Source organism: Elioraea tepida, assembly GCF_019203965.1.
Taxonomy (GTDB): domain Bacteria; phylum Pseudomonadota; class Alphaproteobacteria; order Acetobacterales; family Acetobacteraceae; genus Elioraea_A; species Elioraea_A tepida.
On record NZ_CP076448.1, the window covers coordinates 1210720 to 1223321 of the forward strand.

14 protein-coding genes are annotated in these 12602 nt (G+C 71.8%); 12 read left to right on the top strand and 2 right to left on the bottom strand.

What is annotated here, in order from left to right; all coding sequences use genetic code 11:
* The first annotated feature begins 13 nt into the window (after positions 1 to 13).
* From KO353_RS05785 to KO353_RS05810, 7 genes are all read left to right on the top strand, one after another.
* Positions 14 to 1447, top strand: coding sequence for a hypothetical protein (locus KO353_RS05785; protein ID WP_218286767.1), 1434 nt, complete (start codon positions 14 to 16; stop codon positions 1445 to 1447).
* Between the two features lie 162 nt (positions 1448 to 1609).
* Positions 1610 to 2077, top strand: a complete 468-nt coding sequence (locus tag KO353_RS05790; protein ID WP_218286768.1) for a RidA family protein — start codon at positions 1610 to 1612, stop codon at positions 2075 to 2077.
* A 38-nt stretch (positions 2078 to 2115) separates the two neighbouring features.
* Positions 2116 to 3276: a GNAT family N-acetyltransferase gene (locus KO353_RS05795; protein WP_218286769.1), complete on the top strand. Its 1161-nt coding sequence runs from the start codon at positions 2116 to 2118 to the stop codon at positions 3274 to 3276.
* Between the two features lie 7 nt (positions 3277 to 3283).
* A complete protein-coding gene (locus KO353_RS05800; RefSeq protein ID WP_218286770.1) occupies positions 3284 to 4159 on the top strand; it encodes a DMT family transporter in 876 nt (291 codons plus the stop codon).
* Positions 4156 to 4458 (top strand): hypothetical protein, encoded by a 303-nt coding sequence (locus KO353_RS16325; RefSeq protein WP_235692040.1) that lies wholly within the window; start codon positions 4156 to 4158, stop codon positions 4456 to 4458. The genes KO353_RS05800 and KO353_RS16325 overlap by 4 nt, the downstream gene beginning before the upstream one ends.
* Positions 4459 to 4592: 134 nt before the next feature.
* A complete protein-coding gene (locus KO353_RS05805; RefSeq protein WP_235692041.1) occupies positions 4593 to 6110 on the top strand; it encodes a DNA/RNA helicase domain-containing protein in 1518 nt (505 codons plus the stop codon).
* A gap of 146 nt (positions 6111 to 6256) precedes the next feature.
* Positions 6257 to 7123, top strand: coding sequence for an exonuclease/endonuclease/phosphatase family protein (locus tag KO353_RS05810; RefSeq protein WP_218286771.1), 867 nt, complete (start codon positions 6257 to 6259; stop codon positions 7121 to 7123).
* Between the two features lie 36 nt (positions 7124 to 7159).
* On the opposite strand, the gene KO353_RS05815 is transcribed toward KO353_RS05810, so the two are convergent.
* Entirely contained in the window at positions 7160 to 8116 is a 957-nt protein-coding gene (locus tag KO353_RS05815) for an MBL fold metallo-hydrolase (protein WP_218286772.1), read from the bottom strand.
* 109 nt (positions 8117 to 8225) lie between these two features.
* Here KO353_RS05815 and KO353_RS05820 point away from each other — a divergent pair, with 109 nt between their 5' ends.
* The 4 genes from KO353_RS05820 to KO353_RS05835 all read left to right on the top strand — a co-directional run bounded on the left by KO353_RS05820 (position 8226) and on the right by KO353_RS05835 (position 10901).
* Positions 8226 to 8630, top strand: coding sequence for a DUF2237 family protein (locus KO353_RS05820; protein WP_218286773.1), 405 nt, complete (start codon positions 8226 to 8228; stop codon positions 8628 to 8630).
* 105 nt (positions 8631 to 8735) lie between these two features.
* A complete protein-coding gene (locus tag KO353_RS05825) occupies positions 8736 to 9644 on the top strand; it encodes a polyphosphate kinase 2 family protein (RefSeq protein ID WP_218286774.1) in 909 nt (302 codons plus the stop codon).
* Positions 9645 to 9696: 52 nt separating this feature from the next.
* A complete protein-coding gene (locus KO353_RS05830; RefSeq protein WP_218286775.1) occupies positions 9697 to 9933 on the top strand; it encodes a GlsB/YeaQ/YmgE family stress response membrane protein in 237 nt (78 codons plus the stop codon).
* On the top strand, positions 9930 to 10901 hold the full coding sequence (locus tag KO353_RS05835; protein ID WP_218286776.1) for an NAD(P)/FAD-dependent oxidoreductase: 972 nt from the start codon (positions 9930 to 9932) through the stop codon (positions 10899 to 10901). The genes KO353_RS05830 and KO353_RS05835 overlap by 4 nt, the downstream gene beginning before the upstream one ends.
* Before the next feature lie 9 nt (positions 10902 to 10910).
* On the opposite strand, the gene KO353_RS05840 is transcribed toward KO353_RS05835, so the two are convergent.
* Positions 10911 to 11579: a MarC family protein gene (locus KO353_RS05840; RefSeq protein ID WP_218286777.1), complete on the bottom strand. Its 669-nt coding sequence runs from the start codon at positions 11577 to 11579 to the stop codon at positions 10911 to 10913.
* A gap of 226 nt (positions 11580 to 11805) precedes the next feature.
* Between KO353_RS05840 and KO353_RS05845 the strand changes: the two genes are divergently transcribed.
* Positions 11806 to 12507: a response regulator transcription factor gene (locus tag KO353_RS05845; RefSeq protein WP_218286778.1), complete on the top strand. Its 702-nt coding sequence runs from the start codon at positions 11806 to 11808 to the stop codon at positions 12505 to 12507.
* Positions 12508 to 12602: the final 95 nt, after the last annotated feature.

Sequence of the window (12602 nt, forward strand, 5' to 3'; positions counted from 1 at the left end):
CGGAGGGGAAGCGATGGCGCGGCCCGGCGGGCCATCCGGACGGCAGAGCGGTCACCACGCCGAGCTCTGGGCGGGTTTCGCCTGGACACGGCATGAGGTCGCGGTCGAGGACGCGGCCGAGGACGGGGCGCAGCGCACCATGTTCCCGCGCATCGTGTCCCTTCCCGCAGCTTATGGGCATGCCGGAGCCGAGGCCTTCGTGTCGCTCGCTCCCGGCGCGGCCACGCTTGCTGACGCGGTCGAGCCGCTGTTGCGCTCCTGGCGCCGGGCGGGGCTCGCGCGCGGCGTCCTGCCGGGGCCGGAGGAGGCGGAAGGTCTCTTGGACGCGCTCAGGCTCCAGCTCGCGACTGCCCGCGGCGCCCCGGACGCGGCTCTCTGGCACGGCGTGCGGGGGGCCGAGCCGCGCTGGGTGATCGACCTCGCCGCCTTCGTCGAGCCCTCCCAGGATGTCGCCACCGCCGCGCTCGCCCGCGCTGTGGCTCAGGCGATGACGGCGCTCGAGCTCGCCGGACCGCACGGGCCGGCCCGGGCGGTCGCCGTGGTGCCCGTGAACCTCGCCGCTGCCCTGATGGCCGCCGGCCTCCCCTATGCCGAACCGGAAGGCCGTGCGACCGCCGCCGCCATCCTCGGCCTAGTCCTTGGAACCGCCGTCGAGGCCTCCGCTTCGCTCGCCCGGCGCCTCTCCCCCTGCCCCGCCTGGGTCGAGCGTCGCGGCTCGGTTCTCGCCGCGCTCGAGTCCCTGTTCGACCGGATCCCCCCGGGCGCCCCGGCACCCCTCGCAGCCGAAGCCGCGGCCGCGCTCGACCGCGGCCTCGCGGCCGCCCGGCGGCACGGCTTGAGACAGCTTGGCCTCGTCGCGCTCGGGGGGCCGGGGCCGGTCGAGCGCCTGCTCGGCGCCGACAGCGTCGGGGCCGAGCCCGTGCCGTCCCTCGTCCGCCACGAGGAAGGGGAGGCGCGGCGGCTGATCCGCAGCCTGATCCGCCCTGCCCAGCGGGCGATCGCCGCGCTCGGCCTGCCGCCCGGGGAGGAACGTGCGGCGGTGGCCGCCATCGCCGGCCACGGAACGCTCGCAGGTGCCCCGCAGCAGGCTCTCGAGGCCCTCGTCGCGGCGGGGATCGACCCGGTCGCGCTCGACCGCCATCTCGCCGGGTCCGTCTCGCTCGCCCACGCCGTCGCTCTCGCCGATCCCGATTCCCCCTTTCCCGAGGGACCGATCTTTGACGCGCTCGAGCGTCATGCGATCGGCACCGGCTTGGCGGAGGACGCACCGCACCTTCCCGACGCCGTCCGCAAGGCCCTCGCCACGGGCGCCTCGCCGGCGGCGCGGGCGGCGATGGCCCAGGCGGTCGCCCCCTTCCTCGGCCTCGGCCTCGCCGACAGCACACGCACCGCGCGCCGCCGCCCCGCCCGGGCCCCCGCTCCGCAGAAGCTCGCCGCCGCGAGCTAGCCGGGAGCTCGAGGTCGCGGCTGCCGGCATCGGCCCGCGCTCGCCCTGCGTTCGCCCCTCTCTGCCTCGCCCTGGCGGGCCGCCCGTCGCGGCGGCCGGATTCCCGCCTACGTCGATCTGCTTTAGCGTCTCGGCGGCACAGAACGCGGAGGAGATCGGGCGATGGCCGGACGGATCGAGGCGAGACTTGCGGAACTCGGGTTGACGCTTCCGCCGGCGGCAAAGCCGATCGCGACCTACGTTCCCTTCGCCGTCACGGGGAAGCTCGTCGTCGTCTCCGGGCAGCTGCCGCTCAAGGACGGGGTGCTCGCCGTCACCGGCAAGCTCGGCGAGACCGTCTCGGTCGATCAGGGGCAGGAGAGCACGCGGCTCTGCTTCCTCAACGTTCTTGCGCAGCTTCGCGAGGCGGCGGGCGGCGATCTCGACCGGGTGAAGCAGGTGCTTCGCCTCGGCGGGTTCATCGCCTCCGCCCCGGGCTTCACCCAGCAGGCGCTGGTGATGAACGGCGCCTCAGACCTCTCTGTCGCGGTGTTCGGCGAGGCGGGGCGGCATGCGCGCACGACGATCGGCGTGCCGGTGCTTCCCGCCGATGCGGCCACCGAGGTGGAGGCGCTCGTCGAGCTCTACTGACCGCTTGGCGGGCGGCAGCGCCGGGCCACATCGGCGGCATGGCAGGCACGCTCGCCCTCACCCTCCACCCCTCGATCGCCGAGCTCGGCGCCGCCGAGTGGGACGCCTGCGCGGGCTCAGCCAACCCCTTCGTCAGCCACGCCTTCCTCTCGGCGGTGGAGGAGAGCGGCTCGGCCGGGCCGCGCACCGGCTGGATGCCGCTCCATGCCGCCCTGCGCGACGGAACGGGACGGCTTCTCGCCTGCACGCCGATGTATGTGAAGGCGCACAGCTGGGGCGAATACGTGTTCGACCAGGGTTGGGCGGACGCTTACGAACGCGCGGGCGGGCGCTACTACCCGAAGCTCCAGGTGGCGGTTCCGTTCAGCCCCGTGCCGGGGCCGCGGCTTCTCGTGCGCCCGGATGTGCCAGACGCCGCCGCCCTGCGCTCGGCGCTCGCGGGGGCGATCGCTCGCGTGTGCGAAGAGCGCGGCTTTTCCTCCGCGCACGTGACGTTCTGCACGGAAGCCGAATGGCACGCGCTCAAGGCCGAGGGCTGGCTCGGGCGGATGAACCTGCAGTTCCACTGGCGCAACGAGGGCTACAGGACGTTCGATGATTTCCTCGCCGCCCTCTCCTCCCGGAAACGCAAGCAGATCCGCAAGGAACGCGCCCGTGCCGCCGAGGGCCTCTGCTTGCGCACGCTGCGCGGGGCCGAGATCACGCCCGCACACTGGGACGCGTTCTTCCGCTTTTATCGTGCGACGGTCGACCGGAAGTGGGGCCAGGCCTATCTGACGCGGCGTTTCTTCCCCCTTCTCGGCGAGCGGCTCGGCGAGAAGGTGGTGCTGATGTGGGCCGAACAGGAGGGCCGCCCGGTCGCCGGCGCGCTCAATCTTCTCGGGGCCGACACGCTCTATGGCCGAAACTGGGGTGCCCTGATCGACCAGCCCTTCCTGCATTTTGAGCTCTGCTACTACCGGGCGGTGGAGTTCGCGATCGCGCATGGGCTTGCTCGCGTCGAGGCGGGGGCGCAAGGAGCGCACAAGGTGAGCCGCGGCTATCTGCCTGTGCCCACCTTCAGCGCGCACTGGATCGTCCACCCAGGGCTGAGGCGCGCGGTCGCGGAGTTCCTCGGCCGCGAGGTTCCGGCGGTCGAACGCGAGATCGCAGCGATCGCGGCGGAAGCCTCGCCCTTCCGGGAAGACCGCGAGGGCTGAGGCACCGATGCTCGGGGCCTACGCGATGCTCGCGGCCTCGATGATGCTCGTCGGCGCCAATGTTCCGGTTGCGAAGCTTCTCGCCGAGGACCTGCCGATCCCGCTGATCGCCTCGCTCCGCTGCCTGATCGCCTGCCTCGTTCTGTGGCCGCTGATGCGCGCGATCGAGCCGCGCACCCGCCCCGCGCGCGAGGTGATGCGAAACCTCTTCTGGCAGGCCGCCTTCGGCACGGCGCTGTACAATGCCGGGCTGCTCGCGGGCTTGCGGCTCACCACCGCGCTGGAGGCAGGGCTCGTGCTCGCGACGCTGCCGGCGGTGGTGGCGATCGGCTCCGCCGTGTGGCTCGGCGAGCGTCTTTCCGCGCGCGCCTGGGCGGCGGCAGCACTCGCCGCGGCCGCGATGGCGGCGATCAACGCCGTGCGGGCCGAAGTGGGCGGCGAGGGGAGCCTCTTCGGCAACGCGCTCGTGTTCGCGGGCGTGATCGGGGAGGCGGCGTACGTGCTGCTCGCGAAACGGACGGCGGGGCGCGTCGGCGTCATCACCGCGGCGTTCTGGATGCAACTCTTCTCCGCCGCGCAGCTCGCGCCCTTCGCCGCCCTCTCCCTGCCCTGGCTCGCCCCCGGCGCGGCGAACGCGGCCAATGCCGCGCTGCTCCTGTTCCATGCGTTGACCGCCTCCGTCCTCTGCCTGGTGCTCTGGTATGGCGGCATGCGTCGCGCACCCGCGAACGTCGCCGGTGTGTACTCGGCCTTCCTGCCGGCGACCGCCGCGGTGCTCGGCGTTCTCGTGCTCGGCGAGCGGTTTACTGAGGTGCACGCCGTGGGGCTTCTCGTGATGGTCGCCTCCATCCTGCTCGCGACCTGGCCGGCTCGGCCGCGATGAGGGCGTCGCTTGCCTGCACCGGCGCCGAGCTGCTCGCGCGCACCGCGGGCGACATCGTCGGCCGCCTCGCCGCAGCGCAGGCCGAGCGGGGGCTCGCGGCGACCGCAGCGCAGATCGGCGCCTGGGAGGCGAGCCTCGCGCGGCTTCGCGAGGCGGTGGCGGCAAACGGCGGAGCGGGCTGGACGATCGCCTTCGAGTACGACCTGATCCGACTCGGCAAGCGGATCGACGCGGTTGTGCTGACCGACCGCGCCATCTCCTCGAGTTCAAGACACGCGACGCCTCTCCTGCCGCTCTAGCCGACGCCGAGGATTATGCGCTCGACCTCTTCGACGTCCACGCGGGCTCGCGCGAGCATGTGATTTTTCCGATCCTGGTCACGGAACATGCAACCGTCGGGTTTCCGCGTCAGCCGCCGCTTCTGTGGCATGGCGTGGTCTCGCCCATCGCCTGTGACGGTGCGGGGCTCGCGCGGCTCATCGGCTGGATCGGGAGCCAGGTTCCGCCGCCGCGCACGCCGCTCGATGGGGCTGCGTGGCTTGCCGCGCCCTATCGTCCGGTTCCGGGAATCGTCGAGGCGGCGACGATGCTGTATGCGCGCAATGGCGTGGCGGAGATCGCGGCCGCCCGGGCGGACGCGGCGAACCTCACACGCACGACGGCAGCCATCGCACGCACCATCGAGCGCGCGAAGGCGGCCGGATCACGCGTCGTCGTGGTCGTGACCGGCATTCCAGGCGCGGGGAAGACCCTGTGCGGCCTCAACGCCGTGTTCGGCCCTGCGCGACAGGAGGGCGCTGCGTTCCTGACCGGCAATGCCCCGCTCGTGACCGTGCTTCGCGCCGCTCTGGCCGAGGATGCCGTCGCACGTGGCGAATGCAGCCGCGTGGAGGCGAACCGGCGCGTGGCCCAGGCGATCCAGAACGTCCACCGCTTCCTCGAACACTATGTGCTCGCACCGCAGGAGGTCCCGCACGAGCGGCTGATCGTCTTCAACGAGGCCCAGAGGGCGTGGGACGAAGCGAAAGCGCGAGCAGGGACGCAGAACCGGCGCTCGCACCTCGCGATGAGCGAGCCCGCGCACACGCTCGAGATCATGGGCCGCCATGATGGCTGGGCCGTGATCGTCGCGCTGGTCGGCCAGGGCCGGGAGATCAACACCGTCGAGGCAGGTCTTGCCGAGTGGCACCGCGTCATCGAGGCCCCCGGCAGCTGGCGCGCTGCCGCGGCCGAAACGCTCGCGGAAGGACCGGATCCGCCCTGGCTCTCGCGCGATCCGCACCTGCACCTCGCCGTCTCGATGCGCAGCGTCCGCGACGTCGCCGCCGCCGACTGGATAGAGGCGGTGATCGCCGGCGACGCGGACCGCGCCCGCGCGATCGCCGAAGAGACGGGCGGCGTGCCGTTCCATCTGATGCGCAACCCCGAGGCGCTGCGCACCGCACTCAGGCGGCTTCCGCGCGGTCGGCGGCGGGCCGGGATCGTGCGCTCTTCCGGTGCAAAACGGCTTCGCGCCGAGGGCTTCGGGCCAGAGGTGCAGGGGGAGGACATCGCCCACTGGTTGCTCAGGCGTTGGCCGGACGTGCGGGCCTCGGACGCGCTCGAGGTCTGCGCCATCGAGTATGCTTGTCAGGGGCTCGAGCTCGACATCGTCGGTCTCGCCTGGGGCGGCGATTTCATCCGCCACCGGGCGGGGTGGGAGGCGCGGCGCTTCGTCGGCACGGCCTGGCAGCGCGAGCGGGCGGAGGCGCACTTCGTCGCCAACACCTACCGCGTGCTTCTGACGCGCGCCTGCTATGAGACGGTCATCTACGTCCCGCGCGGCGCCTTGGACGAACCGACGCGCGACCCTGCCGAGTTCGAGGCGTTGGCCGCGTTCCTCTCCCGGTGCGGGGCGACGGCGTGGGCGGAGCCTGTTCGCTCCTCTCTCCCGGAGGCCGGGCTGCTCTGAACCGCCCCACGCCTGCCCTGCCGCGCGAGCGGCACGGCGGCGAGGCCGCCCGCCTCGCGACGCGATCCCTCCGCAAGGAGGCTGTGCTCACCTGGCCGCTCCCCGCCGCTCTGGCCGCTCCGCCCAGGCCCCGCTAGCCTCGCCGGATGCGCCGGCGACTTACCCTCATCGTCCTCTTCGCTCTGCTCCTGCCGGGCGCGGCCGGAGGAAGCGATCTCGTCATCGCCACCTGGAACATCGCCTGGCTCACCACCAAGCCGCCCGGCCACCCCGCCCTGCCGCACCACCACCTCCCCCGCCGGGAGGAAGACTTCGCGGCCCTGCGCGGCTACGCCGAGGCGCTCGCGGCCGACGTGGTTGCCGTGCAGGAGATCGACGGCCCGCTCGCGCTCGCCCGCGTGTTCGACCAGAGGGCCTACGCCTTCCACCTCACGAGCGAGGCGGACATCCAGCGTCCCGGCTTCGCGATCCGACGCACGCTCCGCTTCCGCGCCAACCCCGATCTCGTCGCGCTCGATCTCGCCCCTGAGGCGCGCAACTCGCTCCGCCGCGGCGCCGACATCACGGTCGAGACCGCGGCAGGGCCGCTGAGGCTGCTCTCGGTCCACCTCAAGGCGGGGTGCGCACGCGACCGGCTCACCGAGCCACAGCGCTTCGACTGCGTTCAGCTCGCCCGCCAAGTGCCGGTGCTCGCAGGCTGGATCCGCGCCCGCGAGAGCGAGGGAATCGCCTACGCGATCCTCGGCGACTTCAACCGGGAGCTCGGGCCGCGTGACGACATGTGGCGGGCGCTCTCGGAAGCCGGAACGATCACCCACGCCAATCGCGGCCGCGCGAGCCCCTGCTGGGGCGGGACGGCGTTCGTCGACCATATCGTTCTCGGCGGCCCGGCGCGACGCTGGCTCGTTCCGAGCTCGCTTCGGGTCCTCGTCTATCGCGAGACCGATCGCGAGGCGAGAGAACGGCTCTCCGACCACTGCCCCGTCCGCGTGACGCTGAGGCCGGGCGGCTGACGCCGCCCGCCCCCCTTTTCTCCCGCGCTGCGCGCCTCAGATCGCCGAGGTCCAGGGCACCGGGATCAGGTCGTAGCCGGTGCCGGAGCGGCGGACATAGCCGAGCGCCGGGAACGGCCAGTGATAGCCGATGATCATCGTCCGGTCGGCGGCGGCGCGGTCGAAGAGCGCGCGTCGCGTCGCCTCCGCCGCCTGGGGGGCCATGTCGAAGACGATGTGCCAGCCCGGGTTCTTGACGTTGATCGTCGGGTGGTTGGTGACGTCGCCGAGCACAAGCAGGCTCGCCCCGCCATTGGCGATCACGTAGGACGTATGTCCGGGCGTGTGGCCATGCGTCGGTAGGCCCGTGATTCCGGTGACGATCTCGGCGTTGGAGGCGATGCGCCTGATCCGCTCGGCCGGATAGGCGCCGAAGCGGCTCTTTACCATGCCGGCCGGCTGCTGCGGCGCGCGCTCGCTCATCCAGAAGGTCCATTCCGCCTCGGGCACGATCAGCTCGGCGTTCGGAAACCGCGCCTGGCCCTCGCGGCTGACGAGGCCGGAGACATGGTCGCCGTGGAAATGGGTGAAGAGGATCTTGCTCACCCGTGCGGGGTCGATCCCGGCGGCGGCCATGTTGTCCCACATCGTGCCGGCGGTCGGCGCAAGCAGCCCGCCCGTGCCAGTGTCAAACAGGATCAGATCCGTCCCCGTGTTGACGACGGTGATGTTGAAGGTGATGTCGAGATGATCGGTCGGCAGCATGTCGGCCGCAAGCGCGGCGCGGACGGCGGCCGCGTCGGCGTTGCGCACGAAGCCCTCGGCCGGGTTGGGACGGCGATTGTAGCCGTCATTCACCACCGTCACCTCGAAGGCGCCGACCTTGAGGCGATAGAAGCCTGGCGCCTGGCGCAGGGCCGGAGCGGCCTGCCCTTGGGCGAGCGCCGGCGCGGCAGCGAGCAGGGCGGGAGCGGCGAGGGCAGTGCCAAGGGCGCGGCGGCGGGATATCGGCATGGCGTCCTCCGAGACGCTGATGATCCGGCGATCGTGAGGTAGTCACGCAGCACCCGAGACGCCATCTGGGAGGTCATGCACGGAACCGTGAACGGAGACGGAGGCGAGGATGCCGAGGGATGGTGACCTGCCGCGGCGCGGAGGGGGAGGGGCGCGAAACGTGCTCGGCGGCCCGCTCGCGCCCTGCTCGTTTCAACCGCTGACCGGTTGGTTCCGCGACGGATGCTGCAACACCGAACCGGGCGACGTCGGGCTGCACACCGTCTGCGCGGTGATGACCGAGCGGTTCCTCGCCTTCTCCAAGGCGCGCGGCAACGATCTCTCCACACCGCGGCCCGAGTTCGGCTTTCCCGGCCTAAAGCCGGGTGACCGCTGGTGCCTCTGCGCCGCGCGCTGGCAGGAGGCGCTCGAGGCGGGCGAGGCGCCGCGCGTGGTGCTCGCCGCGACCCACGCCGCGAGCCTCTCCGTCTGCTCGCTCGAGGACCTCAAGGCGTACGCGATCGACCTCGCCTGACGCCGCCCCTCGCCGCGGGCCGCCCGACGCAACGGAATGCCGCTCGCGCTTGCCGCGTCGTGGCCATCGGCCGATCCTTGCGCCACCGAGAGCGGGGAACGGGGCATGGGCGAGGACACGACGAAGGGGCTGCGGAAGAGGGCGCTTCGCCTTCTCGATCGCTACCGGGTGACGGAGGGCAAGGGGTTCCGGCTCAAGCGCATCGACCCTGCCGACACGGCGGGGCTTGATTTCGACAAGGCCGAGGCGCGCAGCCTGCTTGCCGAAGGAACGGAGCGACTCGCCGCGCTCCAGGAGCGTCTCTACGCCGATGACCGCTATGCCATCCTGCTGATCTTCCAGGCGATGGACGCCGCCGGAAAGGACAGCACCATCAAGCACGTGATGTCGGGTGTGAACCCGCAGGGCTGCCAGGTGACGAGCTTCAAGCATCCCTCGGCCGAGGCGCTCGACCACGACTTCCTGCACCGCCACCAGGCCGCCCTGCCCGAGCGCGGACGGATCGGCATCCACAACCGCTCCTGGTACGAGGAGGTTCTGGTGGTGCGCGTCCACCCCGAAATCCTCGCCGCGCAGAAGCTCCCCGCCCCGCTCGTGACGAAGCGGATCTGGACGGAGCGTCTTGCCGACATCGCCGCCTACGAGCGCTATCTCGCGCGCCAGGGCACGGTGATCCTGAAGTTCTTCCTGCACGTCTCGAAGGAGGAGCAGAAGCGCCGCTTCCTCGAGCGGATCGACCGCCCCGAGAAGAACTGGAAGTTCTCCATGGGCGACATCCGCGAGCGCGGCTTTTGGGACGACTATCAGGCGGCCTATGAGGAGGCGATCCGCGCCACCGCCGCCCCCCACGCGCCGTGGTTCGTCGTGCCGGCCGACAACAAGTGGTTCACGCGCCTCGTCGTCTGCGCCGCCGTGGTGACGGCGCTCGAGGATCTCGACCTGCGCTTCCCCGAGGTGACGGAGGCGATGAAGGCCGAGCTCGAAGCGGCGCGCACCGCGCTGCTTGCGGAGTGAGGGGCTCGGTGAGGCTTGACCTTATGACCCGGCTCAGCGAACGGACCGGCGCATGATCGGCTTTCTCCTCATCGGGCTCATCGCCGGCTGGCTCGCGGGGCGGATGATGCGTGGCCAGGGGTTCGGCCTCCTTGGCAACCTCGTGCTCGGCGTGGTCGGCGCCTTCGTCGGCGGCTTCGCGCTGCGCATGATCGGTTTCCACGCGGCTGGCCTGATCGCCGAGCTCATCACCGCGACGATCGGCGCGGTGATGCTGCTCGTGCTCGGGCGTGTGCTGAAGCAGGCGTGAGCGTGCCCCTCCGCACCGCCGCCGTGGTCGGCGCAGGACTTGCCGGGCTCGCCTGCGCCCGCGCTCTGGCCGAGGCCGGCGTTGCGGTGACGCTGTTCGACAAGGGCCGCGCGGCAGGCGGGCGGCTTGCGACGCGCCGCGTCGAGACGGGAGGCAGACGCCTCGGCTTCGACCACGGAGCGCAATACCTCACCGCGCGTGGCCCAAGCTTCGCCACGGTGCTCGAGACGCACGCGGTGCGCTGGCCGGCGGTCGCGGACCGTGAGGCGCATGTCGGCACGCCCGGGATGTCGGCCCTGCCCCGCGCCCTTGCCGCCGGGCTCGACCTCCGCCCCTCGCGCAGCGTCGTCGGGCTCGCCCGTCGCGAGAGGGGATGGATCCTCCGCCACCACGAGGGCGATCTCGCGCGCGGCCCCGCTCCCGACCGGCCGCCCGAGGAGGCCGGGCCGTTCGACGCAGTCGCCGTCGCTGTGCCGCACGCCCAGGCCGCGCCGCTTCTGCCCCCGGCGCTGGCGGCTTCTCTCGCGCCGGTGCGCGTCGCCCCGTGCTGGGCGCTTCTTGTCGCGTTTGACGCGCCGGTCCCGCTGCCTGACGCCGTTCGGCCTGACAGCGGCCCGCTCGCATGGGCAGCGCGGGATTCCGCCAAGCCCGGCAGAACAGCGGAGGCCGAGTGCTGGGTGGTCCATGCCGGGCCGGACTGGAGCCGCACCACTCTCGAGCGCCGCGCCGAGGAGGTGGCGCCCGAGCTGCTCGCGGCCTTCGCCGAGCTTGCCGGCGCGCTCCCGCCCGCGCTCCACCTCGCCGCGCACCGATGGCGCTATGCCCTTGTCGAGTCCCCGCTCGGAGCGCCCTGCCTCGTCGACCCCTCGCTCCGGATCGGCGCCGCAGGGGACTGGTGCCTCGGCCCGCGCGCCGAGCACGCCTGGGACAGCGGCACCGCCCTCGCCGCCGCCCTGCTCGGGAGCTGAGGGCCGCGCTCAGCCGCGGCGGGCGAGCAGCGGGCCGAGCACGTCGGTCACGCCGGCGATGGTGATCTGGACGCCGACCGCGAGCAGAAGGAAGGCCGAGAGCCTCGTCAGCGTGCGGCTGCCTGACCGGCCGAGGCGCACCGCGATCCGCCCCGCATCGAGATACCCGATCCAGATCGAGACGGACATCGCGACGATCGCCGCGGTCGCGCCGAGCACGTAGGCGGCAAGCGCCTCCGAAGCGGCGGGGCGGGAGGAGCCGAGCGCGATCGCAACCGCGATCGTCCCCGGCCCCGTCGTGAAGGGAAGCGTCAGCGGAAAGAAGGCGACGTCGTCTCCTTCGGCCGCCGGGGCGGCCTCGTCGCGCTTGCGCCCCTCGCGCGCCTCCGGGGCGGAGAGGATCGACCAGGCCCAGAGCGACACCACGAGCCCGCCCGCGATCCGCAGCGCGGCGATCGAGATGCCGAACAGGTTGAGCACAACCGACCCGCCCCACATTGCGACCAGCATCACGATCAGGCTGTTGATGGCCACCTTGCGGGCGAGCACGGCCTGGTCGGCCGCCGGCCGCACCTTGGTCACCTCGTGGAACAGGAAGGCGCCGGCGATCGGGTTGACGATCGAGAACAACGCCGGGAACACCAGAAGGAAGGTCGAGACGGCGGCCTCGGGCAGCATCGGGCGGGACCATGGCACAGCGACGGTCCGGGCGGCACCCATGCCGGCGCATGGCATCGCACACACTCGTCGCGACAGCGCAACCCTCCGTTAACGTTTCTCTGAAAGGCTTCTTAAGCGCCCACTGCGTGTGCATGGTCCTTGCGAAAACAATCGGCGGTAGTATCATGCCAGCAGATGCTACCTAAGGTAGCGGGCCCCGTGAGGCAGGTCGCTGGAGGGGATGATGCGTATCCTGTTGGTTGAAGACGAGCTGGTCGTTGCCCGTTCGGTCGCCGCTCTGCTCAGTGGCCACCGCATCACCACCGACATCGTCGGCTCCGGCGAGGAGGGGCTCGACCATCTTCGCATTTACACCTACGACGCCGTGGTGCTCGACCGGATCCTGCCGGACATGGACGGGCTCGAGTTCGTCCGCCGCGTACGGACCGCGCGCATCACCACACCGATCCTGATGCTGTCGGGCCACGGCGACACCGCCACGCGTGTGAAGGGCATCACGCTCGGGGCGGACGATTTCCTGACCAAGCCGTTCGAGCCGCAAGAGCTGGTCGCCCGCCTGCTCGCGATCGTCAGACGCGCCTCCGGCTTCGCCGACCAGACGCTCCGCGCCGGCCCGATCGAGATGGACCTCAAGTCGCAGGACTGCCGCGTGAATGGCCGCCCCGTGCACCTGACCGGCAAGGAGCAGGCGATCCTGCAACTGATGATGACGCGCAAGGGCATGGTGCTGTCGAAGGAGGCGATCCTGACCCACCTCTACGGCGGCATGGACGAGCCGGAGATCAAGATCGTCGACGTGTTCGTCTGCAAGTTGCGCAAGAAGCTCGCCAACGCCGGAAGCCCGAACCTGATCGGAACGGTCTGGGGTCGCGGCTACATCCTGCGCGAGCCGAGCCCAAGCGAGTCCAGCGTCGCCGCCGCCTGAGGCTCGAGCAGGCGCCAGCGCCCCTCGCCGCTCCGCCGGCAGCCGGCTCGTTCAGGGACGGGCCACCTGCCGGGGCTCGCCCACCGGGCGGGGTC

What these genes read in the sequence shown, in the direction of transcription:
- KO353_RS05785 (WP_218286767.1), top strand. Translation starts at nt 14, where the DNA reads ATGGCGCGGCCCGGCGGGCCATCCGGACGGCAGAGCGGTCACCACGCC.
- KO353_RS05790 (WP_218286768.1), top strand. Translation starts at nt 1,610, where the DNA reads ATGGCCGGACGGATCGAGGCGAGACTTGCGGAACTCGGGTTGACGCTT.
- KO353_RS05795 (WP_218286769.1), top strand. Translation starts at nt 2,116, where the DNA reads ATGGCAGGCACGCTCGCCCTCACCCTCCACCCCTCGATCGCCGAGCTC.
- KO353_RS05800 (WP_218286770.1), top strand. Translation starts at nt 3,284, where the DNA reads ATGCTCGGGGCCTACGCGATGCTCGCGGCCTCGATGATGCTCGTCGGC.
- KO353_RS16325 (WP_235692040.1), top strand. Translation starts at nt 4,156, where the DNA reads ATGAGGGCGTCGCTTGCCTGCACCGGCGCCGAGCTGCTCGCGCGCACC.
- KO353_RS05810 (WP_218286771.1), top strand. Translation starts at nt 6,257, where the DNA reads ATGCGCCGGCGACTTACCCTCATCGTCCTCTTCGCTCTGCTCCTGCCG.
- KO353_RS05815 (WP_218286772.1), bottom strand. Translation starts at nt 8,116, where the DNA reads ATGCCGATATCCCGCCGCCGCGCCCTTGGCACTGCCCTCGCCGCTCCC.
- KO353_RS05820 (WP_218286773.1), top strand. Translation starts at nt 8,226, where the DNA reads ATGCCGAGGGATGGTGACCTGCCGCGGCGCGGAGGGGGAGGGGCGCGA.
- KO353_RS05825 (WP_218286774.1), top strand. Translation starts at nt 8,736, where the DNA reads ATGGGCGAGGACACGACGAAGGGGCTGCGGAAGAGGGCGCTTCGCCTT.
- KO353_RS05830 (WP_218286775.1), top strand. Translation starts at nt 9,697, where the DNA reads ATGATCGGCTTTCTCCTCATCGGGCTCATCGCCGGCTGGCTCGCGGGG.
- KO353_RS05840 (WP_218286777.1), bottom strand. Translation starts at nt 11,579, where the DNA reads ATGCTGCCCGAGGCCGCCGTCTCGACCTTCCTTCTGGTGTTCCCGGCG.
- KO353_RS05845 (WP_218286778.1), top strand. Translation starts at nt 11,806, where the DNA reads ATGCGTATCCTGTTGGTTGAAGACGAGCTGGTCGTTGCCCGTTCGGTC.